Source organism: Haloarchaeobius salinus (genome assembly GCF_024464185.1).
Classification (GTDB): domain Archaea; phylum Halobacteriota; class Halobacteria; order Halobacteriales; family Natrialbaceae; genus Haloarchaeobius; species Haloarchaeobius salinus.
On the sequence record NZ_JANHAU010000005.1, the window covers coordinates 249,122 to 272,908 of the forward strand.

The 23,787-nt window shown below is 66.8% G+C and carries 29 protein-coding genes and 1 pseudogene; 10 read left to right on the top strand and 20 right to left on the bottom strand.

All coding sequences use genetic code 11. From position 1 onward, the window contains the following. Nucleotides 1-3: 3 nt before the first annotated feature. Nucleotides 4-981, bottom strand: coding sequence for an AAA family ATPase (locus NO345_RS16440; protein ID WP_256301021.1), 978 nt, complete (start codon nt 979-981; stop codon nt 4-6). 200 nt (nt 982-1,181) lie between these two features. Between NO345_RS16440 and NO345_RS16445 the strand changes: the two genes are divergently transcribed. Beyond that, on the top strand, nt 1,182-1,928 hold the full coding sequence (locus NO345_RS16445; RefSeq protein ID WP_256301023.1) for a hypothetical protein: 747 nt from the start codon (nt 1,182-1,184) through the stop codon (nt 1,926-1,928). Between the two features lie 69 nt (nt 1,929-1,997). Here the strand turns inward: NO345_RS16445 and NO345_RS16450 are convergent, their stop codons facing one another. Further along, a complete protein-coding gene (locus tag NO345_RS16450) occupies nt 1,998-2,237 on the bottom strand; it encodes a DUF8593 domain-containing protein (protein WP_256301025.1) in 240 nt (79 codons plus the stop codon). A gap of 253 nt (nt 2,238-2,490) precedes the next feature. On the opposite strand from NO345_RS16450, the gene NO345_RS16455 reads away from it, so the two are divergent. Next, a complete protein-coding gene (locus NO345_RS16455) occupies nt 2,491-2,841 on the top strand; it encodes a DUF7344 domain-containing protein (protein ID WP_256301027.1) in 351 nt (116 codons plus the stop codon). 15 nt (nt 2,842-2,856) lie between these two features. Here NO345_RS16455 and NO345_RS16460 read toward each other — a convergent pair whose 3' ends face one another. From NO345_RS16460 to NO345_RS16485, 6 genes are all read right to left on the bottom strand, one after another. Next, nucleotides 2,857-5,031 carry a CDC48 family AAA ATPase gene (locus NO345_RS16460; RefSeq protein WP_256301029.1) on the bottom strand — a complete coding sequence of 725 codons (2,175 nt, stop codon included), beginning with the start codon at nt 5,029-5,031 and terminating at the stop codon, nt 2,857-2,859. A 111-nt stretch (nt 5,032-5,142) separates the two neighbouring features. After that, nucleotides 5,143-5,370: a universal stress protein gene (locus tag NO345_RS16465; RefSeq protein WP_256301031.1), complete on the bottom strand. Its 228-nt coding sequence runs from the start codon at nt 5,368-5,370 to the stop codon at nt 5,143-5,145. A gap of 49 nt (nt 5,371-5,419) precedes the next feature. Further along, the gene (locus tag NO345_RS16470) at nt 5,420-6,607 is read right to left on the bottom strand and encodes a sugar phosphate nucleotidyltransferase (protein ID WP_256301033.1); all 1,188 of its coding nucleotides are present in this window, start codon (nt 6,605-6,607) and stop codon (nt 5,420-5,422) included. A gap of 83 nt (nt 6,608-6,690) precedes the next feature. Next, the gene (locus NO345_RS16475; RefSeq protein WP_256301035.1) at nt 6,691-6,825 is read right to left on the bottom strand and encodes a DUF7563 family protein; all 135 of its coding nucleotides are present in this window, start codon (nt 6,823-6,825) and stop codon (nt 6,691-6,693) included. A 2-nt stretch (nt 6,826-6,827) separates the two neighbouring features. Continuing rightward, nucleotides 6,828-7,073, bottom strand: coding sequence for a helix-turn-helix domain-containing protein (locus NO345_RS16480; protein WP_256301037.1), 246 nt, complete (start codon nt 7,071-7,073; stop codon nt 6,828-6,830). 204 nt (nt 7,074-7,277) lie between these two features. Continuing rightward, complete coding sequence (locus NO345_RS16485) at nt 7,278-7,592, bottom strand: HalOD1 output domain-containing protein (RefSeq protein WP_256301039.1); 315 nt, start codon at nt 7,590-7,592, stop codon at nt 7,278-7,280. Between the two features lie 319 nt (nt 7,593-7,911). Here NO345_RS16485 and NO345_RS16490 point away from each other — a divergent pair, with 319 nt between their 5' ends. Further along, the gene (locus NO345_RS16490; RefSeq protein WP_256301040.1) at nt 7,912-9,081 is read left to right on the top strand and encodes a PKD domain-containing protein; all 1,170 of its coding nucleotides are present in this window, start codon (nt 7,912-7,914) and stop codon (nt 9,079-9,081) included. Between the two features lie 84 nt (nt 9,082-9,165). Here the strand turns inward: NO345_RS16490 and NO345_RS16495 are convergent, their stop codons facing one another. Beyond that, nucleotides 9,166-9,456: a HalOD1 output domain-containing protein gene (locus tag NO345_RS16495; RefSeq protein WP_256301041.1), complete on the bottom strand. Its 291-nt coding sequence runs from the start codon at nt 9,454-9,456 to the stop codon at nt 9,166-9,168. A gap of 268 nt (nt 9,457-9,724) precedes the next feature. Next, on the bottom strand, nt 9,725-10,171 hold the full coding sequence (locus tag NO345_RS16500; RefSeq protein WP_256301043.1) for a universal stress protein: 447 nt from the start codon (nt 10,169-10,171) through the stop codon (nt 9,725-9,727). Between the two features lie 140 nt (nt 10,172-10,311). On the opposite strand from NO345_RS16500, the gene NO345_RS16505 reads away from it, so the two are divergent. Beyond that, a complete protein-coding gene (locus NO345_RS16505) occupies nt 10,312-11,382 on the top strand; it encodes a hemolysin family protein (RefSeq protein WP_256301044.1) in 1,071 nt (356 codons plus the stop codon). A gap of 4 nt (nt 11,383-11,386) precedes the next feature. On the opposite strand, the gene NO345_RS16510 is transcribed toward NO345_RS16505, so the two are convergent. Together NO345_RS16510 and NO345_RS16515 are read right to left on the bottom strand one after the other, a co-directional pair. Continuing rightward, nucleotides 11,387-13,156 carry an alkaline phosphatase D family protein gene (locus tag NO345_RS16510; protein WP_256301045.1) on the bottom strand — a complete coding sequence of 590 codons (1,770 nt, stop codon included), beginning with the start codon at nt 13,154-13,156 and terminating at the stop codon, nt 11,387-11,389. A 78-nt stretch (nt 13,157-13,234) separates the two neighbouring features. After that, the gene (locus tag NO345_RS16515) at nt 13,235-13,879 is read right to left on the bottom strand and encodes a DUF998 domain-containing protein (protein WP_256301047.1); all 645 of its coding nucleotides are present in this window, start codon (nt 13,877-13,879) and stop codon (nt 13,235-13,237) included. 536 nt (nt 13,880-14,415) lie between these two features. On the opposite strand from NO345_RS16515, the gene NO345_RS16520 reads away from it, so the two are divergent. The 3 genes from NO345_RS16520 (at nt 14,416) to NO345_RS19885 (ending at nt 15,557) form a co-directional block, all read left to right on the top strand. Then, nucleotides 14,416-14,820 carry a Fic/DOC family N-terminal domain-containing protein gene (locus tag NO345_RS16520; RefSeq protein WP_256301049.1) on the top strand — a complete coding sequence of 135 codons (405 nt, stop codon included), beginning with the start codon at nt 14,416-14,418 and terminating at the stop codon, nt 14,818-14,820. Between the two features lie 23 nt (nt 14,821-14,843). After that, on the top strand, nt 14,844-15,116 hold the full coding sequence (locus tag NO345_RS16525; RefSeq protein ID WP_256301071.1) for a Fic family protein: 273 nt from the start codon (nt 14,844-14,846) through the stop codon (nt 15,114-15,116). Nucleotides 15,117-15,209: 93 nt separating this feature from the next. After that, the gene (locus NO345_RS19885; RefSeq protein ID WP_256301051.1) at nt 15,210-15,557 is read left to right on the top strand and encodes a helix-turn-helix domain-containing protein; all 348 of its coding nucleotides are present in this window, start codon (nt 15,210-15,212) and stop codon (nt 15,555-15,557) included. A 36-nt stretch (nt 15,558-15,593) separates the two neighbouring features. On the opposite strand, the gene NO345_RS16535 is transcribed toward NO345_RS19885, so the two are convergent. Further along, nucleotides 15,594-16,829 (bottom strand): tyrosine-type recombinase/integrase, encoded by a 1,236-nt coding sequence (locus NO345_RS16535; RefSeq protein ID WP_256301053.1) that lies wholly within the window; start codon nt 16,827-16,829, stop codon nt 15,594-15,596. Between the two features lie 189 nt (nt 16,830-17,018). Here NO345_RS16535 and NO345_RS16540 point away from each other — a divergent pair, with 189 nt between their 5' ends. Then, the gene (locus NO345_RS16540) at nt 17,019-18,086 is read left to right on the top strand and encodes a zinc-binding dehydrogenase (RefSeq protein WP_256301055.1); all 1,068 of its coding nucleotides are present in this window, start codon (nt 17,019-17,021) and stop codon (nt 18,084-18,086) included. Between the two features lie 14 nt (nt 18,087-18,100). On the opposite strand, the gene NO345_RS16545 is transcribed toward NO345_RS16540, so the two are convergent. Continuing rightward, nucleotides 18,101-18,562, bottom strand: a complete 462-nt coding sequence (locus tag NO345_RS16545) for a pyridoxamine 5'-phosphate oxidase family protein (protein WP_256301057.1) — start codon at nt 18,560-18,562, stop codon at nt 18,101-18,103. Nucleotides 18,563-18,762: 200 nt separating this feature from the next. Between NO345_RS16545 and NO345_RS16550 the strand changes: the two genes are divergently transcribed. Continuing rightward, nucleotides 18,763-18,927, top strand: a complete 165-nt coding sequence (locus NO345_RS16550) for a hypothetical protein (RefSeq protein WP_256301059.1) — start codon at nt 18,763-18,765, stop codon at nt 18,925-18,927. A 189-nt stretch (nt 18,928-19,116) separates the two neighbouring features. Here NO345_RS16550 and NO345_RS16555 read toward each other — a convergent pair whose 3' ends face one another. The 4 genes from NO345_RS16555 to NO345_RS16570 all read right to left on the bottom strand — a co-directional run bounded on the left by NO345_RS16555 (nt 19,117) and on the right by NO345_RS16570 (nt 21,468). Continuing rightward, nucleotides 19,117-19,884, bottom strand: coding sequence for a proteasome assembly chaperone family protein (locus tag NO345_RS16555; protein ID WP_256301061.1), 768 nt, complete (start codon nt 19,882-19,884; stop codon nt 19,117-19,119). Between the two features lie 23 nt (nt 19,885-19,907). Next, nucleotides 19,908-20,048: a phage terminase large subunit family protein gene (locus NO345_RS16560; protein ID WP_256301062.1), complete on the bottom strand. Its 141-nt coding sequence runs from the start codon at nt 20,046-20,048 to the stop codon at nt 19,908-19,910. Between the two features lie 142 nt (nt 20,049-20,190). Beyond that, nucleotides 20,191-21,111, bottom strand: coding sequence for a DUF5995 family protein (locus tag NO345_RS16565; RefSeq protein ID WP_256301063.1), 921 nt, complete (start codon nt 21,109-21,111; stop codon nt 20,191-20,193). Between the two features lie 150 nt (nt 21,112-21,261). Continuing rightward, a complete protein-coding gene (locus NO345_RS16570; protein WP_089735669.1) occupies nt 21,262-21,468 on the bottom strand; it encodes a cold-shock protein in 207 nt (68 codons plus the stop codon). Nucleotides 21,469-21,648: 180 nt separating this feature from the next. On the opposite strand from NO345_RS16570, the gene NO345_RS16575 reads away from it, so the two are divergent. Further along, the gene (locus NO345_RS16575; protein ID WP_256301073.1) at nt 21,649-21,912 is read left to right on the top strand and encodes a DUF7571 family protein; all 264 of its coding nucleotides are present in this window, start codon (nt 21,649-21,651) and stop codon (nt 21,910-21,912) included. 254 nt (nt 21,913-22,166) lie between these two features. On the opposite strand, the gene NO345_RS16580 is transcribed toward NO345_RS16575, so the two are convergent. Together NO345_RS16580 and NO345_RS16585 are read right to left on the bottom strand one after the other, a co-directional pair. Next, the gene (locus tag NO345_RS16580; protein WP_256301065.1) at nt 22,167-23,606 is read right to left on the bottom strand and encodes an AAA family ATPase; all 1,440 of its coding nucleotides are present in this window, start codon (nt 23,604-23,606) and stop codon (nt 22,167-22,169) included. A 65-nt stretch (nt 23,607-23,671) separates the two neighbouring features. After that, nucleotides 23,672-23,787: pseudogene (locus tag NO345_RS16585) on the bottom strand (IS6 family transposase); the annotation flags it as partial.

Here is a 23,787-nt window from a genome sequence, read left to right on the forward strand (position 1 = left end):
GCGCTACTGCTGCTGTGTCTTCACGGTCCGGTTGACGGTCGGGACGCCGACCTCCTCGAACACGTCCTCGACCACGTCGTACTTCTTCACGTTGTCGACCATGGCGTCGGGGGTGAGCATGATCCGGTGGGCGAGCACCGCCTGCCCGAGGGTCTTCACGTCGTCGGGAACGACGTACCCCCGTCCGTCGAGGACCGCGTACGCCCTGACCGCCTCGAAGAGCCGTTGGCAGCCACGCGGCGACACGCCGACCTCGACCCGCCTGTCGTCCCGCGTCGCGTGCACGATGTCGACGATGTACTCCTTGAGGTCGGGGTCGATGCGGACCGTCTCGGGCACCTCCCGGAGCGCCGGCACGTCTGCGGCGTCGACCACGCAGTCGACCTCCGGGAGGGGCGTCGACCGTGCTTCGCGGCGGTTCAGCAGCTCCAGTTCGCCCTCCCTGCCGGGGTAGCCGAGGCTCTGCTTGACGAGGAAGCGGTCCTTCTGGGCCTCCGGCAGCGAGAACGTCCCCTGGCCCTGTTCGACGGGGTTCTGCGTCGCGATGACGAAGAAGGGCGTCGGCAGCTCGTGGGTCTCGCCGTCGACGGTGACCTGCTTCTCGTCCATCGCCTCCAGCAGCGCGGCCTGGGTCTTCGGCGAGGCACGGTTGATCTCGTCGGCGAGCACGACGTTGGCGAAGATGGGTCCCTCGCTGAACTCGAAGTCACGCGCCTGCTCGTTGAAGATGGAGGTCCCCGTCACGTCGGAGGGGAGCAGGTCGGGGGTGAACTGGATGCGGTTGAACGAGAGCCCCAGCGCGTTCGCGAAGCTGCGCGCGGTGAGGGTCTTCCCCGTCCCCGGCACGTCCTCCAGCAGCACGTGTCCCCGCGCGAACAGCCCGGTGAGGGTGGTTCGGAGCACCTGGCGGTCCGCGATGACCGCCGCGGTCACCTCGTCGAGCACGTCCTCGGCGATGCCGTGTGCGTCTCGGATGTCCATACGCCGGGGTCACGGAGGATCGGTTTTAGTATACGACCCTTAGGCGCGGTAGGCCGTTGTTTTCGCCGGACACCCTCGCGGACCTGACACCCTGACAACATTGCACATGGGCACCGCCTGCCACGACACATTGATACGTAGCCATCCCATATCCGTGATAGACCGAGGTAGTACGGAACTACCCCACTCCCCCGATGTCCGTGCCCGACCCGACAACCTCGCTGCCGTCCCCCGAGACCGACCCCCGATTCCACGACCGTTGGCTCAGACACATCCCCGCCAGCGACGGCGACGGCTGGGTGCTGCTCGTCGGTGTCGTCCACGACCACCCGTCGAGCCTGTATCGGGCCGCCGAGACCGTGCGTCGCCTGAAGCCGTCCGTGCTCGCCCTCGAACTACCCCAGCTCGGGATGCCGCTGTTCGAGCGCCACGCCGACCGGGCCGACTCACCGCCGCGCTACGGCGGCGAGATGGCCGCCGCACTGAGCGAGCGGGGGGAGAGCCGCGCCGTCGGCATCGACGCACCCAACCGTCGGTTCGTGCGCGAACTCGCCGGATACGTCGGGTCGGAGCGCCCACCGTTGGAGACCGTCGCAGGTGTGCTCGCCGGCGCGACGCCCATCCTCCGGCACGCGCTCCGGTACCGCGTGGCGGCGATGCTCGACGCTCGGACCCACCTCAGACTGGTGCCCGACGTGCCGCGAGAGTTCGACGTCTCCGCGGACGACCCGCCCGAGGCACAGGCGGAGGACGAGTACAGACAGCTCTCACGGAGTCGTTCGCTGCTCGGGGCGGTCGAACTTCCGCCCGACGTGCTCGACCTCGACCGTCTCCGCGAGGCGACGATGGCCGCCCGGCTCCGGTCGCTTCGCTCGTCCGGGTCGGTCGTCGCCATCGTCGGACAGGACCACCTCGAAGCGGTCGAAAAACGGGTCCACGGACCGTGATTCCGGAACGCCCGTCGGACAGGTTCGTCGCTGTCGCCCCCCAGTGACGTGGTCGCCGCTGTCGTCCCCCTAGATGTTCCTCTTCAGGTGTATCTCGTCGCCCGAGATCTTGTCGACTGCGTCGTGTCGGAGCTCGTACTCCTCCTCGTCCCCCTCCCAGCCGAGCATCTGACGGATGTTGCTCGCCAGACCGGTGTCCGGCTCGACATGGAGACGGTTGCCTTTCACAGCGGTGACTGTACCGATCATCTCACCGTCTGCGGAGTGTACCTCGCTTCCCCGATCGCCGGATTCGAAGTTTCGAACCATGGGTGTTTCGCGGACTCCCGGTCACATGACCGGCGTTCGTCCGCGAACGGTGCCAATGCCTGAACTCGATATAAACCCCGAGAACGGTTCATCGTGGTACGGCCGGTGTTACCCCGGTAGGAGCGTTATACGTGCAGGAGGACGGCGGCTCCAAACTGGCTCGCGTCCCCGACTGTTCAGGTCCTGTGGGTCCTCACAACGCCAGCGACAGGAGCATCCTAACCTTGACCGAGGATGACATCCGTCCCGGTGTATGGACGACACGGACCCGCAAGTGAGCGTCGGGAAGGACCGACTGCTCGCTCTCCTCTCGAACTGTCGACGCCGACAGGCGCTCGCCACACTCGCGACAGAGGACGAACCACTCACCGTCGAAGAACTCACCGAACGGCTGCCCGCCATCGACGAGAGCGAGGCCGACCGCGTGCAGCTCGAACTCCACCACAACCACCTGCCGAAGCTCGCACGAGCGGGGCTCGTGGAGTACGAAACGGGGTCACAGTCGGCTACGCTGGCCCGCTCTCCCGCCGAGGTCGCCACGGACATCGAGCTCGCTGCCGCGACCCTTCACGAACTCGTGGTCGTGACGAGAGACGCCGACTGAGCGGTCCAGAACGGCTCACTCGAACCCACTCGGCCCCTCCTGTGCGGCGGGCTCCTGCTGGTTTCGGGACTCGTACTGGTCCACGGTAGCGGACTGGACACTCGGGTCGACAGCCTCGAGTGCCCGCTCGAAGTGCCCGTACTCCACCACGAGCGAGTCCCGCTCGCAGTGCAGGTACTCCCGGGTCGCGGCCGTCGCGGCTCGTCGGCAGACGGCCGCGATGTCGGCTCCGACGTAGCCGGCGGTCCGTCCCGCGAGACGGCCGAAGTCGACGGCGGGGTCGACCGGCGAGTTCGCCGCGTGGACCGCGAAGATCTCCCGCCGAGCCGACTGGTCGGGGAGCGGGACGTGTACCTCCCGGTCCAGCCGCCCCGGTCTGAGCAGGGCATCGTCGACGAGGTCCGGTCGGTTCGTGGTCGCGAGGACCAGCACGTCCGAGAGCGGTTCGACGCCGTCGAGCTCGGTCAGCAACTGCCCGACGACCCGTTCGCCGACGCCGGAGCCCGTCGACCGTCCTCGCTGGGCCGCGATGGCATCGATCTCGTCGAAGAGGACGATGGACGGTGCGTTGTCCCGGGCGCGCTCGAACAGCTCCCTGACGCGCTGTTCGGACTCGCCGACCCACTTCGACAGGAGCTCGGGACCGCGGACCGACAGCAGATTGCAGTCCGACTCGCTCGCAACCGCACGGGCAAGCAGTGTCTTCCCGGTGCCGGGTGCGCCGTACAGCAGGATGCCCTGCCCGCCGTCGAGACCGGCCCGGTCGAGCACGTCGGGATGCTGCAGGGGCCACTCGACGGCCTCGCGCAGGTCGCGCTTCACCGGGTCGAGCCCGCCCACGTCGGACCAGCTGACGTCCGGGACCTCCACCGAGAGCTCGCGCAGCGCGGACGGGTCCACCGAGGCCAGCGCGACGTCGAGGTCCTCGTCGGTCACCTCCAGGGTCCCGAGGATGGTCGCGCCGAGGGCGCTCCCCGGCCCCCCGTCGACGCGTTCCAGTGCGTGCATCGCGGCTTCACGGGTGAGGGCCGCGATATCCGCGCCGACGAAGCCGTGTGTGCGCTCCGCGTAGCGCTCGAGGTCCACGTCGTCGGCGAGTGGCATCCCACGGGCGTGGATCTCCAGGATGTCGAGTCGCTCGTCGGCCGAGGGGACGGACACCTCGACCTCGCGGTCGAACCGGCCGCCCCGCCGGAGCGCCGGGTCGACCGCGTCAAGCCGGTTGGTCGCGCCCAGCACGACCACATCGTCGGCAGCGTCCGTGCCATCCATCAGCGTGAGCAGTTGGGCGACGATGCGACGCTCGACGTCGCCGCTGGCCTCGCCGCGCTTCGGGGCGATGGCGTCGATCTCGTCGATGAACACCACGCCGGGGGCGTTCTCGGCGGCGTGCTCGAACACCTCGCGGAGCTGCTCCTCGCTCTCGCCGTAGTACCGGGAGACGATCTCCGGGCCGGAGAGGGAGACGAAGCTCGCGTCGGTCTCGTTGGCGACGGCCTCGGCGATGAGCGTCTTCCCGGTCCCGGGTGGGCCGTACAGGAGGACGCCGGTCGGTGGGTCGACACCCAGCTCGTCGAACGGCGACGGGTTGCGGAGGGGGAGCTCGACGAGCTCTCGGACCCGGTGGAGCGCCTCGTCGAGTCCACCGACGTCGGTGTACGTCGGCCCGTCCTCACCGGCCTCCGCCCGATCGCAGTACGTCTGGAGCTTCATGCCGGTCGATTCGACGACCGCGACGGGGCTCTCGGGGCGCGTCCCGGCGACACGGACGGGAACCCGGTCCTGTGAGATCTCCCCGTTGGTCGGTGTGGCGACCGTATCGCCCGTCTCGACGACACAGCCGACGAGGTGGTCCTTGATCGTCCGTGCGAGCGGTTCAGTCAGATCACAGCTCTCGGGCACCCCGAGCAGCAGCGCCTCGGCCTCGTCGACATCGGTCGGGTGGAGCTCGACGGTGTCCTCGACGGAGACGCCGACCGCGTGGCGGTGTGTCGACCCCAGGCGGATCACCTTCGCCCCCTCGTCCTCGACGTGGGCGGGCCACACCCGGGGGTGTACCACGCCGTCCGGCCCACGGACCTCGACGTGCTCTCCGCTCATCAGGCCGAGCCGGGACATCGCGGCGAGGTCGACCGTCGCTCGGCCCTTCCTGGCGGTGTCGTCTCGAAGTTCTTTGACGGTTAGCTGCATGTGTCTGCCCGGTCTCCCCGGTTCGGTCCGGGGGTCGTGACGCGAGCATCTGGGCGAGTGTCGGGCTTTGTTATGGAGAACGTGCGGCCACTAGGCTCGGATGAACTCCCCTCAGACGAGCAGTATCGGCCTGTCGGAGTGCATCACGACGCGTTCGGAGCCGTGACCGATGTTGTCGGTCCGGGTGTGGCTGGCCCCGCAGTAGCCGAGGACGAGGAGGTCGACGTCGTACTCGTCGACCCGCCGTGGCAGTTCGAGTGTCCGGCCGGTACTCCGATGTCGCCGCTTCTGGACGATGTCGCGGTCGCCACGTTCGTCGATAAGTTCGCGATGGTCCATCGAGAGCAGAGGTGTACCATCCAGCGACGACTGCCGACCACGCGGCCGCTCATCGGTCGGTCAGGACGCACTCGTCGGGCTCCGTGTGGCTCCCGGTCGACAGCGTGACGCCCGCGTCGATGCTCGTGTCGATGCCGGTGCTGACGCGGGGACCGACGACCGCACCGAACGTGGTGCGTCCGGTGGGCACGCGCTCCTGGCCCGCGCGTCCCACGACCGTCCCGCCGTCGTGGCGACGGTTCGCGACGGTCGTGCCGGGTGCCAGACTCGCGTTCGCCCCGACGATGCTGTCCGCGACGAAGGCGGCGTGGCCGACGGTCGCCCCGCGCTGGACGACGCTGCGGGTCACCTCGGCTGCGTGTCCGATCTCGGCGTCGGGACCGATGTAGCTGGGCCCACGGACGATGGCGTTCGGTGCGACGGTCGCGCCGGCGGATACGATCACGGGACCCTCGACGACGACGCCGTCGCCGACCCGGGCGTCCGTGGCGACCCTGACCGCCCCACTCAGTCGCGCTCGCTCGCTGACGGTGCCTTCGTGCGAAGGCCCTCTGGTCTCTGCAGCCCACGCCCCGAGGCTGACCTCGGCCGCCGCCAGGAGGTCCCAGGGTCTGTCGACGTCGACGACGTAGCCGTGCTCGACGGGCTCCACGTCGACCTCGCCGAGCAGCCGCGACAGCACGTCCGCGAACTCGCGTTCGCCGGTCTCGCAGATGCCGACCTCGAGCAGGTCGTGTGCCGACGCGGGCAGCGCACACGCACCGGTGGGTCGCCCGGGCAGATTCCACTCGCGACTGCGGTACATCCCGTCGGGCTTCCCACCGTCGCCAACCGCCTGGGTCGCGTGCTCGCTCTCCGGGTCGATGCCGACCGCTGGAGTCCGCTCGAACAGTGCTCGGACCGACCCCCGGTCGAGCAGGGCGTCACCCGGGAGCACCGCGAACGGGCCGTCGAAGTACTGGGTGGCCCGCTGGACCGCGTCGGCCGTCCCGACCGGTCTGGGCTGCACCGCGAACGTCACGGGAACCCCGTCGATGCTGTCGCCCAGCTCCTCGTGGAAGCGTCTGTAGTCCGGTGGCACGGCGATGTAGAGGGCCGAAGCGCCGGCCTCGACCGCGGTCCGAGCGGTCTCGGCGAGGAGCGAGCCCGACCCCACCGGCAGCAAGGGCTTCGGCGTCGCGTCGGTCAACGGGTGGAGACGGTTCCCGTCACCGGCGGCGAGGATGACGGTCTGCATGCACTCCGGGGTGGCACTGTCGTCTCATTGCTATTGACCACCTACCGGCGGTCCGATTCGAAGCGCGCTCGTGCGGCTCCGGTTCAGCGGGCGGCCGCCCCGGCGTGGAGGTCGGCGTTCCTCGCGCAGTCGATGCAGTGTTCGACCTCGCCCCCCTGTCCGAAGACGCGGACGAAGTCGTGGGAGACGTACTTGCCGCAGTTGTTGCAGGCCGGCATCGTCAGGGCTCCTCCAGCGTGTAGCACTCCCCACGCTGGACCACGAGGCCCTCGTCGCGCAGCACGCGCAGCACGGGATAGATCTCGCTCGCGCCGAGCTGCAGCCGGTTCGACAGCTGGCGGACCGTGTGGTCCCCCTCCTGCGCGAGTGCGAGGTACACGAGTTTCGACTGAGCCGTCGTCAGCTCGTTGGGCAGTCGCAATCTTTTCGTCTGTCCCTCTGATTGGGGCTGCTGGCTCGGAAGCATCAGCATCTGGATTCCCGCTGATGACCATAAAGTCGCGAGTCCGTTTCGAGCGGCGAACGGTCGTCTAGGAGGTTCCTAATGGGGTATCCGGGGTATACGGGAAACCGAGACCGTCCTCCGGGTCGTACTCCAGGACTCCCGGGAGAAGGGCCGGACGGACCGTCGGGGCTGGCCAGTTCTGTGGCAGTAAGCCCACCGAACCAGTCACCGTTCGGAGTCCATCGGCACGAGTACGAGCGTTCCGTCGGCGTGGACGGACACCTCGTGGCCGGTCATCCTGAAGGAAACGACTGTCCCCGCGTCGGGCCGGTCTTCGTCCGCGATGAGTGCGTTCAGCGCGTCCGGGTCCAGGTGGTCGACCAGGGGGTCGACACCGAGTATCTCCGTGTCGGTGGCGACGGCCAGGGTCTCGACCACCGCCATCGCCGGCGGCGTCTCCGCCCAGTCGAACGTCGTCCGTATCACCCCGGTATCGTCCTCACCGCCATCCCTATCCGTCGGCGCTCCCGGTCTCCGCATGAGTGAAATATTCACACCACGGAGATAAAATCCTGTTGGTACACTCGAACCCCCCGATGGAATCGGCCCTCTACTCATATATGTAATAAAAACAATCTTATATATTGCCCTGTTCCGCTCCCGACCCCGGGAGATTCGCACCGACAAAAGGTAGTCCCTCTCTATGTCCCGACGCTGCTGGTCGCGGGACGAGTAGGAACCTCGGTATTCCCGGTAACCTCATGGTTACAAACCCTCCGTTCCGGAAAGAGCGAGGCGAATGTCCCCGAACGACTCATCGAAACGGCGAATCGTCGTAACCGTCGCACTCACGTGTGCGATGGTACTGACGAGCCTGTCAGTCGCTGCTGTCGCAACGGCCCCACCAGATGGGACCGTCGCGGTCGCGCAGGGCGACCAGTGCTGGGAGGTGTCGCCCCACGGCGACGGCAGCTCCACCGTGTCCGAGTTCTACGACTACCGCACCCCGAACACGACCCCGCCCGGCGACGAGTGGGGTTCGTACGGCACCCAGGAACTGCAGACGAACCAGGGCTCTGTCCTCGGGTTCTACGACGGGAGCCAGGGCACGAGCATGTTCATGGTCCACGACAAGATCCGTGCTGAACACGGCGGTACCATCACCTTCGACATCTACGGGCTGCCCCAGAGCGGCGAGTGGGCGGTCGAGGACGACGGGTACAATGGTAGCGAGGACAACTTCGACTACTTCGCCAACGGCACCGAGGCCAGCATCGACTGGAAGTGGTCCGGCGAGCGCAACGACGGCGCTGCCTTCCGCGGAATCGAGGCAACGAACGGCTCCTGGATAACCATCGACCCTGGGTTCAACGAGGCGTCGGACAAGTGGGAGAGCTGGAGCTGGGCGCAGGGCGAGAACCGGACCGAGGGCTGGTACCTGCGCTCCGCCGACGGCGGGGTGCAGGAGCTCAGCATGAACAACGACGTCCGCGTCCGTGCCGGTAGCTGTCCGGACGGTGTCTCACCGATGGCCACGATGGACGAGCGGATCGTCGAGAACGGCGGCGCGATGGAGTTCCAGGTCGACGCGAGCCACGCGAACAGCTCCATCACCGCCTACGAGTGGGACTGGAACGGCGACGGGCAGGAGGACGAGCGGACCATGTCCGGCACCGTCGTCCACGAGTTCGAACAGACCGGTCTCCGGAGCGTAACGGTCACCGCGTTCGCCGAGGACGGCTCGACCACGTCCGTCAGCGAACTGATCGTCGTGAACGAGAGCATGGTGGCGGGGTCCAGTCCGAACACCGCGACGCCGACATCGACGCCGACCCCGACCTCCACACCGACACCCACCCCGACGCAGACCACGGTCGCGGGGACGGAGGACCCCGCTTCGACCACCGACGCATCCACGGATACCCCGACTGACGGGAGCGGAGGCTCCCCGGGCTTCGGTGCGGTCGTCGGCGTGGTCGCGGTGCTCGCCGTCGCACTGGTCGCCGCTGCACGACGGTCCACCCGCTGATCGGGGCGTTACTCGGGGGGACCGACCCGGAGTGACCGGAGTACGGCGCTCCCGGCGGCCCCGCACGTGACCTGTGCGCCGCTCTCAGTCCGCCTCTGTCACGACGACGAATCCGTCGCATCCGACGTTCACGTGCTGGCCATCGACGGTGAACGAGACAGTCGTGACCTGGTCGTGGTCGGAGCGATTGCTCGAGAGGAGAAGCGTGTTCAGGGCGTCCGGATCGATGTGGCCGAACAGCGACTCCAGTTCGGTCGGGTCCTCTCCGGTCGCGTTCGCGAGCGACTGGATGACCGCCACCGTCGGATCTGTCCCCTCGAAATCGTACTGCTGGCGTTCGGTCTCTCCCGTACCTGTCTGACTATCGTGTTGCATTAGTTGACACCTGTTTCCCCATGCTTCCCCGTGTCGTACGAGCGTTCGTGGGACGAATCCACCATCTGGTGCCCCTCATATCCCCAGCAACGGACCGTGCCCGGGTCGTTACCGGAGTGAACAGCTGATACGAACGTGCCCAGGGGTCGAGTCTACATTCGGGGCAACTCGTTATAATCGTTTTGTAACAGAACCCGATGCCTGTAGAAAATCGAGGCCCAAAACGTTCGGCCTCCGACTGCCGAGACCCCCGAGCGGGCGACGTGTTTCAATCGGTTTGGGTCTTGACGACGGTCACCGGCACGTCTGTGAGTCGGACCACACGGTCGGTCACGCTGCCGAGCAACTGCCGGTACTCGCCGGAGCGGGATTTCGTCCCCATCACCACGAGGTCGGTGCCGCTCTCGGCGACGAAGTCCAGGATCTCCTCGTGTGGGCGGCCGTAGCGCATCGTCGTCTCGACTGCCACGTCGGCGTCCTCGCCCCGCTCGCGGACAGCGTCGAGTTCGGCCTGGCCGGCCTCCTCGAGCCCGGACTCCGCTCCCTCGTGGTCGTGGACGTACTCGTCGCCCGGATATGCACCGTAGATGTCCTCGTCGACGACGTACAGCACCGAGAGCGTCGCTCCGGTGGCCGAAGCGAGGTCGATGGCATGACGGGTGGCGTTCGTCGTGCTGGTATCACCGTCCGTCGGAAGGAGGATTCTGTCGTACATCGTGTCGACGTAGGCCCCAGGGATGTAAGATACTTCGCCCGGTTCCCGACTGCTGGGAGCCTGTCCACGTGTCACACCGGTGGCCCCAGAACGTGGGAACCGTCAGCAGAGACTTGACGTCCCCACGATAAGCACCACGTATGAACGAGTTCGAGGTGGTGGCTCGCCTCGTCGCCGGCGTGCTCCTCATCCTGGCGAACGGCTTCTTCGTCGCCATCGAGTTCGCGCTCACCCGGGTCCGCCAGTACCCCGAATCGGAGTTCGACAGCCCCGGACTCCGCCGTGCGTGGGAGATGACCAACGACCTGGAGATCTACCTGACGAGCTGTCAGGTCGGCATCACGGCGTCGAGCATCGCGGTCGGCATCGTCGCCGAGCCCGCACTCGCCGCACTGTTCGAACCGTTCCTCGAGAACACCGCGCTGGCGTCCATCGGTGCTGGGGCCGCACTCGCGTTCCTCCTCATCAACCTGCTCCACCTGACCCACGGCGAGCAGACCCCGACCTACCTCGGCGTCGAGCGGACGAAGTTCGTGGCGCGGTACGGAGCGACGCCACTGCACTGGTTCGCCACGCTCGTCTCGCCCGCCATCTACGTCGGCGACGGGGTCGCGAAGTGGACGCTCGGTCTGTTCGACATCGAGATGACGGGCGCATGGCTGGAGACGGAGTCCGAGCGCGTCGAGTCGCGCGCCGAGCTCCGGAACCGTCTCGGCTCGCTGCTGGACCGTGGCGAGCTCAGCGAGGAGCGCAAGCAGGAGATACTCAACGCCTTCACCGTCGGTGGTCGGTCGGTCCGGGAGGTGATGACCGACGTGGACGAGGTGGTCTTCCTCTCCCGGGCCGCGGACGTCGAGGAGAACCTCGACCGTATCGGGTCGAGCCCCCACACCCGGTTCCCGCTCGTGGGCGACGACCTCGACGAGTTCCTCGGCATCGTCTACGTCCCCGCGGTCGTCGACCGCATCGACGACCTCAGGGCCGGCACCGCGAACTGGGAGGACGTGGCCGCGGACCCCCTGACCATCGACGACGAGACGAAGATCAGCGACGCCGTCGACGTCTTCCAGCGCGAACAGCAGGAGCTGGCGCTCGTGGTCGAGGACGGCACGACGATCGGTCTCATCACGGCCACGGACGCGCTGGAGGCGGTGATGGGGGAGATCGAGGACCCGCTCGACGTCGAGCTCGGGACGAGGGCCGGTGCCTGAGCCACTACCGTGACGGGTAGCGCCGCCGGTAGGTCCCCGTCACGTCGTTCAACTGGACCTTCCCCTCGGGGACCCGGTAGGCGGCGACCACGTCGCGGTCGGCGAACTCCGAGTCGGTGGTCTTGTCCACGGCGAAGCCGACGTAGGTGCAGTCCTCCCTGGTGAACTCGACGGTCGAGTAGCCCCAGTTGTGGCTGTCGAAGAACTCGATATGTGGGTTCATCGCGGTGACGAGTCTCGTCAGGAGCGGCTCCGTTATCTTCCCCCGCCAGCCGCGCGTGATGTGGAGGGCCTCGGCGGCGTTCAGCGACGTGATGGCCGGCGTCATGAACTCGACGCCGATGGGCTCGCCCTGTGCGACGCCCTCGCCGCCGGTGACGCGGCCGGGGTAGGAGGTCTGCTGGTACGCCGCGACGTAGCAGTGCATGTCGCCGGTGAGCGTGACGAAGTTCTCCACGTCGGCGGCCCCGATGGACTCGGTGATCCGGTGGCGTTCGCGGGTGTAGCCGTCCCACCCGCCCTGTACGGGGTACACCGAGAGCGGGCCGGACCCGATGCGGAACGGCACCGTCAGCACCTCGTCGGCCCAGACCGTCCACCGCGTCTCCGACCCGGTGATGGTGTCGATGAGCCACTCGCGCTGCTCCTCGCCGAGCATGGTCCGTCCCGGAGGTTCGTACTGCGGCCCGACGTTGTCGACCGTCGGGATGGCCTCCCGCGGCGGGTCGCGGAACAGCCGCTCGTCGGTCATCGCGAGCGTGACCAGGTCGCCGAACTGGAGCTCGCGCCACAGGCGGAAACGGTCCTGGAGGGACTCGCCGTTTGGGTCGTACTCGACGCGGGCGGGCATGAACTCCCACCAGGCGTGCATCCCGTCTGCGACGAGCTCGGTCATGAACTCGGGGTCGTCGCCCCGGGGGTGGTCGCCGGCGGGGGCGTCCGTCTCGCTGTCCCAGTAGACGTCGTTGACGAGCTCGTGGTCGTCCCAGCCGACGATGAGCGTGTGGGACTCCAGTGCCTCCTGGAAGAAGCGGTCGGAGCGGTACGTCCGGTAGAGGTACCGGTAGTCCTCGAGGTTCCAGACGCGGCCGTTGCCGCTCGGCAGGTCCTTCTCCCGGCCGGGGTAGTCGTACGAGCCGAACCCCTTGAAATCGCCAGCGTCGGACTCGTAGATCGCGTCGCCGACGTGGACGATGAAGTCTACGTCCTCGTTGGCGATGTAGTGGAAGGCGGGGTAGTAGCCGTTCAGGTAGTTCTGGCAGGCGACGACGGCGAACGAGACGGACTCCGGCGAGTCGTTCGGGTGCGGGAGCGTGCGGCATCGCCCGGTGCGCGAGGCGACGCCGTCGTAGACGAACCGGTAGTAGTAGCGGCTATCGGGGTCGAGCTGCCCGTCGAGGTCGACCTTCACGGTGATGTCGTGCGACCGGATGCTGTCGGAGTCGGTCACGACCCCGTCGTACACCGTCGTCTCGAACGACTCGTCCTCTGCTACCTCGACGGCCAGCGGGGTCTCGGGGTCGAAGACCCCCGGCGCGATGCGCGTCCAGAGGATGACCCCGGAGGGCGTCGGCCCGCCGCTCGCGACGGACTGCGGGAACACCTCGTCTGGGTCGCCCTCGTCGTCGGGTTTGAACACGTCCGTGTCGTCCGTATCGACGACTTTGAGTGAGAGCGCGAGGTCGTGGGAGTCCAGCTCGGAGAGCAGTTCCGAGTGGTCCTCGCCGTTCCGTGCCGGTTCGTCGCGTCCATCGAGACCGACTGGGTCCGTCATCTGGTGCCGCCCTACGCAGCCATCCCGTTTGCCGATTTCGGTCGCCCCACCGACAGTTCACAGGCGAGTAGGACGCAACTACTTGTCGGTCGGCGTGGGAGTGTCCCCGAGCAGGTAGCCGCCGAAGGCGACCAGCCAGAGCATCACCGGGTAGACGATCATGCGTTCGGTGCCGCCGTGGCCGATTGGACCGAAGGCGGCCGTGTTCCCGCCGTCTCCGATTGCCATGAGGACGAGGAAGACGATGCCGAGGACGCCAGCGAGAACGGAGATGGCGCGCATCGCGCCGCGGAGCAACGTCGCGGTCCCGATGGCTTCCAGGTTGAAGAACAGGAAGGCCAGGAGCGCGAACAGCGAGTGTACGTCACCGGTGTCGAGCGGGAACAGCCCGGTTCCGACGGCTCCGACACTCGCGAGGGCGTAGATGGCGAGCAGCCACGGCTTGCGGTGGCGGCGGTAGAGCAGGTAGCCGCCGGCGAGGTTCAGGACGCCGACGACGAGGAGGCTGCCGTTGAACAGCAGTGCGGACTCGCTGGACACGCCAAGGTCGCTGATTGCGCCGCCCCGGAAGTCGTAGCCCGGCACGAGGGCCGCCGCGAGCATCATGGCGGTCATGAACCCGGCACCGAGCACGAACAGCAGCAGGCCCGCGACCGTGCGGTCGTCGTACTTCGTGAGCGAGAGGGTCTCCGTGGGTTCGGTGTAGGTGGTCGCTCTGGTCATCGATATTCACCGTCATCTAGTACGTGCCCAACGGAGATATAGCGGGACTGCGATTCCCAGTCGGAGGGAGCCACTCCTCGGTAGTCTCGTCGAACCCGTCCCACGGTGTGAACGTCTCCCGTCGGATGAGCACCTCACCCGAGACCGGGCGGCCGAGTTCGCTCAGGTCGCCCGCAATCTGCGTGTCGAATCCCGTCGACTCGCCGCCCACGCGAGAGGTGGCGATTGCGCAGCCAGATCCGGGACTGCTTCCGAATCACGATGACTGCCTTTCTCGAACCGGTGGTGTGTCATCGAGCACGGGTCCGCTTACGACCCGTCCCGGTTGACACAGCCGGCACTCTCTCCTATCAAAATCAACCTTTCTCTGTCTAGTAGACTTAGGGCCACGCAGCTGACAGTCTGTGTCAAGAGAAGTCCTGGCCCATCTCCGGAGAGCCGTCCTCGCTGACACAGACGGGGTCAATCTCCTATCTAAATCAGCTTAAACCCTATTTAGTAGATTTATCACCGTTCGGTGTGCAGTCTACGGCAAGATGGACCCAGCGGAGTTCGCGGACGGGCCTGGGACCATAGACCGCTACGACGGCCTGCCGTGTTACCGGCCGGCGAGCCTTCCGCCGGAGATCGAGTACACCGACGACCTGCTCCGGGTGTACGGCGACGCGCAGTACGCGCTCGGGCGACTGGCGACCCTCCACCGGAACGTGGACAACGATAACCTGCTCATCGCTCCGTTCGTCGTCCGCGAGGCCGCGATGAGTTCGCAGATAGAGGGGACGAACGTCACCGACTCGGACATCATCCTGCACGAGATCGACAGCGCTCCGGAGCGGTCGGCGGCCGACTCGCGCGACGTGCGGGAGGCGTACAACTACGTCGACGCGGTCAGGCAGGGGTTCGAGCGCCTCGGCGACGGCGAGCAGCTGAGCGTCGCCTGATTTGGGAGCTCCACGGGATTCTGCTGCACGACACCCGCGGGGTCGACGAGCACCCGGGCCAACTCCAAGAGGTACCGGTGTACATCGGTTCGCCGGACGGGTCGGCCGAGAGCGCCCGGTTCGTCCCGGCGAGCCCGGACACGGTCGACCTCCTCCTGGACCAACTCGTCGCCTACGTGACCCGTGGGTCGTACCCACCGCTCGTCGACGTGGCCATCACCCACTACCAGTTCGAGACCATCCACCCGTTCCGCGACGGGAACGGCCGGCTGGGCCGGCTGCTGATGATGCTCTAGCTGTACGACGCGGGACTGCTCCCCGAGCCGTACCTCTACCTGAGCGAGTACTTCAACCGATGTCGGCAGCGGTACCTCGACCTCCTGCTGGCGGTGAGCCGGGACGGGGCGTGGGAGGAGTGGATCACGTTCGTCCTGAACGCGGTCGCGGAACAGGCCATCGACGCGTACGACTGTGGGGTCGGACTCCAGGCGCTCCAGACCGAGTACCACGACCTGTTCCCGAACCGTCCGGCGGTCCGCGACGTGGTCGACTATGTCTTCGAGGAGCCCTACCTGACTGCGAGCAGGGCCATCGAGGCGACCGGCCGGTCGCGACAGGCGGTGTACGACGCCATCGAGGCTCTGGAGGCGGAGGGCATCGTCGAGGAAATCTCGGGGTCGGAACGGTACCGCGTGTACGAGGCCCCGCAGATCATCGACGTTGTCGGGTCCCCCTGAGTCCGGAGCGAGGCGGCGGGGGCGATCCCGTCCCGGTCAGCGGTCCACTTCGTCCAGCGCCTCCGTCGCCACGTCGCCGAGTTCGCCGGCCTCGATGTGGGAGTAGCGGTCGCGGACCATCTCCTCGGAGTTGTCGAGGTAGCGGGCGGCGACGGTGTAGCCGAACGCCCGCACGAGCACCTCGCCCATGCCGCGACGGCCGCCGTGGGGAGCGAGGTAGTCGTGCTTCGGGTGGTCGACGTCGACGTCACTCGCCGTCGTCACACGACGCAGCACGCTCCGGCCGCCGTCGGTCGTGAGCGAGGGTGGCCGCAGGTCGGCGTCGAGCGCGAGGAGCAGGTCGCGGGCGTGTTCGTCGCGTCGGGCGTCGATCTCTGCAGGGCGGACTCCCCGGTCCGCCAGCCCCTCCTGCACCAGTTCGCCGAGGGTCCGCTGGTCGAAGGTTGGGAACACCGGCCAGCGGTCGCTCGGCGGGTCGAGCAACCGACGGTAGCGTCGGAGCGGCCCGAGCACCGGGTCGGGCAGGCTGGCGGCGTCCCACTGCTGTTTCTTCCGGTAAACCTCCATGCTGCCGGCGTCCAGGTCGACCTCGCCCCAGCGGACGCCACGTCGACGCGGGTCGTCGGGGTCGCGGAGCAGTTCGCCGATACGGACGGCGGTGTAGGCGACGACGAAGACGAGCGCGCGGTCCCGGGCGGCTCGAAGCGCGTGGTAGCGGGCGCGCTCCCTGTCGAGCCGGTCGGTGTCCGGGTCCAGGGTGCTGTACGTCTCGATGGCCTCACGGGCCTGCTCGTCGACGTGACGGGTCAGCGCGTGACGCTGTTCCGGGGTCCACGCCTGCTGGTCGCCGGGCTTGCGGCCGTCGTCGGTGGGCAACGGGGCCGTCGCACTCGCGCGCTGGGCGTAGTGTGCGGTCAGGTAGCCCTCGTTGACGCACCAGCCGCACCAGGCGGAGACGTACGCGTAGTACGTCTGGACGGTGTTCGGCTTCAGCCCCCGGTCGCCGGCGAGGTGACGGGCGTACTCGCGGAAGACGCGCTCGTCGAGGTCCGCGAAGGTGGGTTCACGGTCGGCGTCGTGGACGATCCCGGACCAGTCTGCAGGCCCGCGCTCGCCCCGCGCCCACGCCGCGAACCGGTCCAGCTCGCGGGCGGCGTTCCGCCGATAGTTCCCGCCCTCGCCGCCGCGACCCTTGCCCTTGTCCTGGAGGTACCGGTCGAAGGTCGCGGCGAACGGGCGGTCCCGCCGGTCACCGGACGTCCGTCCGTTCATCGTCTCACCCACGTTCGAACGAACGCCAGTGCACGCTCCTCGCCCCGGAGCGGATCGCTGAACGGGTTCGACGTCCCGATGGCCACCGACATCCTGTCGGGAACTGCGTGACAGCAGCCCTTAGCTCTTGTCGGTCCCGTGTCCGCCGGCAGGCCCAGAGCTAAGGTGGTTCCCCTGCTCGGTCCCGGTATGCACGCAGCAGTCCTCGAGGCCTACGGCGAACCGCTGAGCATCGAGTCCGTTCCGGAACCGGACCCCGAACCCCACGGGGCGGTGGTCGAGGTAGAAGCCTGCGGTATCTGTCGGAGCGACTGGCACGCCTGGCAGGGCCACGGTGAGTGGGCCGACGACCAGGTTCCGCTCGGCCAGGTGCTCGGGCACGAGCCCGCGGGCCGGGTCGTCGCTGTCGGCGAGGACGTGACGCGACTCTCCGTCGGCGACCAGGTGGCGGTGCCGTTCAACCTCGGCGACGGGGCCTGCCCGCACTGTCTCAACGGCCACGGCAACGTCTGCGACGACGGCTACGCACTCGGGTTCGAGATGGATGCGCCAGGCGCGTTCGCGGAGGCGGTCCACGTCCCGAACGCCGACTACAACGCCGTCTCGCTCCCGTCGAACGTGGAGCCGGAGGAGATGGCCGCGCTCGGCTGTCGCTACGTGACGGCGTTCCACGCGCTCTCGCACCGCGTCGACCTCGACGCCGGCGACTGGGTGGCCGTCCACGGCTGTGGCGGGCTCGGCCTCGCGGCGGTCCAGCTCGCGGCCGCACTCGGGGCCGGCGTCGTCGCCGTGGACGTGCGCGAGGAACCGCTCGAACTCGCCAGCGATCTCGGTGCGACGGCGACGGTCGACGCGTCAGGCGTCGACGACGTGCCGGGCGAGATAGAGTCGCTGACCGGCGACGGGGCTCACGTCTCGGTCGACGCGCTCGGGCGTGCAGAGACCTGCCGCAACAGCGTCGACTGCCTGCGGACGCGGGGCACCCACGTCCAGCTCGGGCTGACGACCGAGGCGGAGCGTGGGGAGGTCGCGCTGCCAATCGACACGATGGCGCGCTGGGATATCTCCTTCCTCGGGTCCCGCGGGATGCCACCGACGCGGTTCGACGAGTTGCTCAGGATGATCGAGACAGACCGCATCGACCCCGGGGCGCTCGTGACCCGTCGGGTCTCGCTCTCGGAGGTGTCGGACCGGCTGGCCGCGATGACCGACTACGGGACCCAGGGCGTGGAGGTCGTCACCGAGTTCGGGGGCTGAGGGTGCCGGACCGGTCAGTCGAACGACGTCCTCCGTCCCGTCACCGAGTCGGCATCGAGGCGGACGATGACGATCTCGATCTCCTCGATGTCCTCGTCGAACACGCGTATCGGTGAGAAATGTCGGTTGATCTCCGCGGTGTCGAAGCGTTCGTGGTCCGACTCCGGGATACGGGTCAGCGTCCCCTCCGCGAGGATGCTCCACGAGTCGATGCCACGCGGGTCATCGGTCTCGTCGGTCCCGTAGACGGCGTACGAGACGGTGCCGCCACGCTCGAGCAGGTCGCGCTTCTGACTGTCCTCGGTCATCCCGAGTCTGAAGTAGATGTCCTCGCCGTCGTAGTAGTGCGCGAGCGGGACTCCGTAGGCGTCGCCGTCGTCGGCGAGCGAGAGTACACCTGTCCCCTCGGTGTGCAATCGCTCTGCGATCTCCTCGTCGTTCATCCCGTGGGTGTAGGCGTACTCGATGTGTTCCATGGTGGCCTCCGGTTCGTCTGTACAGATGCTCGGCGAGGGTTTAGGTCGTCCGGTGAGGGCCACTGCTGAGCGACTGCCGCTGCACTCGTCGGTCGAGCTAGTCGGGTGAGTCCTGACACGGTACCAGACGCGGTCTACGGGCCGGTGCAGGCGGACGGGACAGCACAAAGGTTAGGAGGGATTGCGTGGAATGGTAGCATATGCCAGACACCCGGAAAGGGCGTGACAAGAAGGCACTCGACGAGGAGCGCAGACAGCGGGAGCGCGAGATGGAGGAGGCCCTCGAGGAGATACGGGGGTCGGAACTGGAGTACGAGGAGTTGCTGGAGGACCTGGTAGAGCGGGAACTCACGACCGACGAGTGACCACCAGCCGGCTTCGAGATGCACGCAACCGCGGACGGGAGCGCACGGTGTGGAACAGGCGACGGACGGTCGGACCCGCGCGGACGACGAGGGTTTCCCAGTCGACCTGGAGGGCCACGGCGAAGCGTTCGTCGTTCGGCGGACCTGCCGGGTCTGCGGACCCGGCCAACCCAGCGCTCGCGCCACCCGCTACTGGAACATCGTCGGCCCGGTGGGCTCATCGGGTGGCTCCTGACCCTCTGAGGCCATCATCTGCTGGTAGTGTCTCGATACCTCCTCCATCTGCGTGCGGATCTCGTCGGCCTGCTCCGCCAGCTCCGTGGTGTCGATGTCGAAGTCGACGAGCGGTTCGAGCGCGTTCTCGATGACCGACTCCGCCGCAGCCGGGTCCGGCAGGTAGGGGTTCGCCTTCACGACGAGTACTGACGCGGGGACGTCGGCACGATGGCACGCCGAGACGAGTGCGCCCGTGATGCCTCCGATGAGGCCGAAGCCGTCCGCGATGGGGATGTCCGCCTCGCGGAGCTCGGCCTCGACCTCGTCCGTGGTCGCGACGCCGAACACCTCGCCGATGTTCTCCTCGTTCTCGGCCGGAGCGCCGGTCAGGAAGATGGCGCGGTCGAACTCGACGGCCAGGTCCTCGAGGACACAGTCCGCGAGCGGGCCGAACGCGCGACCCGGTAGTGCCACGGCGCTCTGGAGCGTCATCACGGGTGGGTCGGCCCCTGCGTACACACGGACGAGGTCCTGTACGCGCCCCTCCGTGAACGGGGCGACGGACGGGAACTCGTCAGAGACGATGCTCCCGTGGTGTTCGAGTTCGAGCTGTCTGGTGACGAGGTCGGTCGCGATGGCGGCGACGAGCCCGTGACCAGGCAACCCCTCGATGAGATAGGGTTCGTCGGTCGCGACGTCGGTGAACTGCTGGAAGGTCGCGGTCGGTGTGTGCTGGGGCATGTGTAGTATCTTGCGGACGGTGGTCAGTCCATCCACTCCGAGACGCTGAGGATGGTGTCACAGACGGGACAGACCCAGACTGTTGCAACGCCGGAGTGTTCGCCTGGTTCGCCGCCGTTCCGGGGTGTCACTTCCTCCTCGCAGTGGGGACAGCGTCCTGCCATGTGTTCACGCGTCGCGAGGAACGGTAAAAGTTCGTCGTCGATTACCGCGCACCAGTGGCCCCGAAGCGCCTGCTCACCGACCCGGTCCGCCGAGTTCGAGGACGAGGTCGTCTCCCACGGGGAGGATGCCACCTCTGTACTCTCACCTGTGTCTGGCATCGAGCTGTTCGTCGAGACGGGTCAGGAGCCCGTCTAGGGACGTGTCGTCCCGTTCAACCGCTCTGAGTTGGGCGAGAACTGCCGGGTCGAGCTGTGGACTCAGGACGAACAGTGCGCCGCCGGTCGCTGTCGTCCGAAGGACCCACTTCGCGAACCCTGGGACGGGTGGGGTGTCGAAGTCGGTACGCACGACCGCGACGCGCCACGCCTGCGCCCGGCCCTCGATCATCGAGCGGAGTGTGAGCGACTCGTCGAGTCGACCGAATAGCGCGTCGACGTCGTGCACACCCGGGGCGTACAATCGCGCGAGTGCCGTCTGCTGGGCGTCGACCAGTCCCGCCAGGATGTCGTCGATTGCGAGGTGGTCCGTCCGCTTGGCCGCCCGATCCGGGTCGAGGCCGACGTCAGCCAGCGCGAGCGCGAGGTCGTAGTTGATGTGTGCGTTCACGCCGAGGAACGCATCCTGGACTACGAGTGTCTCGTCGTGCATCGAGGCCCCGAAGGCGACCCGCCACGGGTCCGGGACGGCTGCGACGTCGCCTGTTTCGAAGGCCAGGAACGCCCGACGGTAGTAGTTCGCGAAGGTGACGAGGTACCGCCGCATCCACTCCGGGTCCGTGAACCGGCCCGACGCGATGCCGTCGTGCACCTCGCGCGTCATCCGGACGTAGATGGTCAGGAAAACTGCCCTGCGGTCCCCGCGTTCTCGCAGCCGAGACTCCAACGTCTCGAGACGTCGCGTCGCTCCCTCGACCGTCTCGAAGGCCCCGTCCACGGGATCGACCAGTCGCGGGTCGGATGATTCGGGCGGCTCGAACCGCTCCGGCTCACCACGGACCGCGTGCATGAACGCCCGGAGTTCCGTCCCCCCGACCAGTCGGACCGCCTCACTGTATCCCCCCATCGGTAGTACTGGTCCCGTTCTCGTCCCCGGGGTAAAAAGGTCGACCAGGAGGAAGGGTCGCTACTCGTTGGCCGGGGACGTGACTGGTACGGTACCAGTCTGAAAGAACGGATGCCGACTGTCGTTACCGACGACAGGCGGACGGAATCGTTACTTGCGGGTGAGGTTCGACGCGCGGGGTCCCTTCGGGGATGATTCGATGTCGAACTCGACCTCCTGACCCTCCTCGAGGTCCGGACCGCCGACGTCTTCCATGTGGAAGAACACGTCCTCGTCGTCGTCAACAGCGTCGTCGTCGGTCGAAATGAAGCCGTAGCCGCCTGTGTCGTTGAAGAAGTCAACTTTACCGGTTGCCATTACGAACAGATGTACACCGGGACGGGGTATAGTCCTTCCGAGGGTAACGTTACCACGCTTTTCGCCCGGGACGCGACCCCGTCGATCGCCCAGGGTAGACGCACATCTCGAACGGACCCGGTATCTTGCACTGGCAGACAAGTATATATCTGGGCGTCACAAGAGATAGCACGCATCGCTATGAAACCGTGCCACAGCTGCCAGACCGTCATCGACGAGTATCTCCTGGACAAAAAGCTCGAACCCCTGCGCGAGCTCACGGCTGACGACTTCAACATCTGTGCGGATTGCGTCACAATCGACGTGGACGCGTGCGTGAAGTGTGGCGGCGCGGTGTACGTCCCCGAGACTGTCTCCCCCGACTACTGCCCGGCGTGTCGGTCCGACATCATCGACCTCACCGGGAACGACCCCGGTTGGACGCGGGACCACGTGTCGACCTGACCGGTCGTCGAACCCCGACGCTTTTTCGTCGAGCGCTCCTGCGCAGGAGATTGCTGTTCCACAGCTCGAACCATTATTTGTCATCATGACTGAAATAACTAGTCTCCCGATTCCGGCACCAGGCGACGGGTCAGCGCCGCTCTGCAGACATCTCGACTCACCTCTAGGGGTGCACCCAGACGAAGCAACCCATCGCCCAGCGGAACCCCGTCCCCGGCTTGTGCCCGCAGTTCAAAGGACGCGACTACGCGGCCTCAGCGTTGTTCTTGTCGGGCCTGTTCCTCGGCGTTGATCGACTGTACGGCCCCGACGAGATCGATCTGGGTCACGGACTTGCGGCCCTCCCGGATGGCCGTGTATCCAGCTTCGGTGCAGGTCGCTTCGATGTCAGCCCCGGTGAACCCATCGGTGACATTGGCCAACTCCTCGTAGTCGATGTCACTTGCAGTCTCAACACCCCGAAGGTGCACCTGAAAGATCTGTTCCCGAGCCGCCGTGTCTGGCTTGGGGACCTCTACGAGCCGGTCGAAGCGACCCGGACGCAAGATGGCTTGATCAAGCACGTCGAACCGGTTCGTGGCAGCGACAACCCGAACGTTGCCATAGTTGTCGAAGCCGTCCATCACGGACAGCAACTGCATCAGCGTCCGCTGGACTTCCTCGTTCCCGGAGCTCCCACCCGCACTCCGTTGTCGTGCGATGGCGTCAATCTCGTCGATGAACACGATCGCCGGACTCCGCCGGTCAGCGACATCGAACACCTCCCGGACCATCTGAGCGCCCTCACCGACGTACTTCCGGACGAGTTCGGACCCGGCCATCCGTATAAACGACGCATCCGTGCTGGCGGCGACCGCCTTCGCGAGCATCGTCTTCCCCGTCCCCGGCGGGCCGTGCAACAGGACGCCATTCGGCGGCTCGATGCCGATCTCTGTGAACCGGTCGGGATTCGACAACGGCTCCTCGATGACCTCACGAACACGTCGGATCACGTCCTCGAGACCACCGATGTCCTCGAAGCCAACCGACGGTCGGCTCTCGATCTCCATCGACCGAACACGAGTATCGACCTTCTCAGTCAGCACCTTCGCAATGACGCCGTCATCGAGCGCGACCCGCGACCCTGGCTCCAGGTCCGCGGAGAGGTGTGATGGGGCGGCGACGAGCGTGCCATGGTCCCCTACTCCCTGATCGATAATGACGCCATCCCGCGTGACCGTCTCCACTACCGCGATATCGTAGGGTCCGTCGAAGTCGGTAACCTCCATATCTCCCTCGACGAAATCCTTCGGGTGCGTGCGGAGGAACTCTATCTGTCTGGGCGAGAGCTCGAACGTGAACCGTTCGCCCTTGTAATCGTGCCGTATCTCGAGTGGTGCCATCTCCGCATCAAGCTGGTCGATGTCGGTGACACACCGGGACGTCCAGTATCGAGGGATCTTGGGGCTCGTCCACCAATCCGAGGGCAGGTGACCCGCATCTCCCGTCTCGCCAGAGACCGCATCGCCGAGATCGTGCTCGGTGCCGTCGGCGTCAACCAACACCATCTCGTCATACCGCCAGACGTGTTCCTCGTCGCCGTGGTTCTCGGCCTCGAAGACCAGCAACGAAACCTCGACGTGGCCGATGGTCCGGTCGAGGATTCCTGCAAACGTTACTTCCAGGTTCTCGCTCTTCGCGACGGGATACTCCATCTGTCAACCTATCTGAGTCTATCGGGGGTGGTAATTAAAACATGTGTCCGACGAACGGGTCGCGTTCAGATTAGCTGATTCCATGCGAAGGCGAATGATCTGAGCCACTCGTCAGCAGTTTCTGCTTCGGCGTGGCTGAAACAGTTTGAGAAAGAGGTAGTTCTGCGTTTTACCTCTCGAA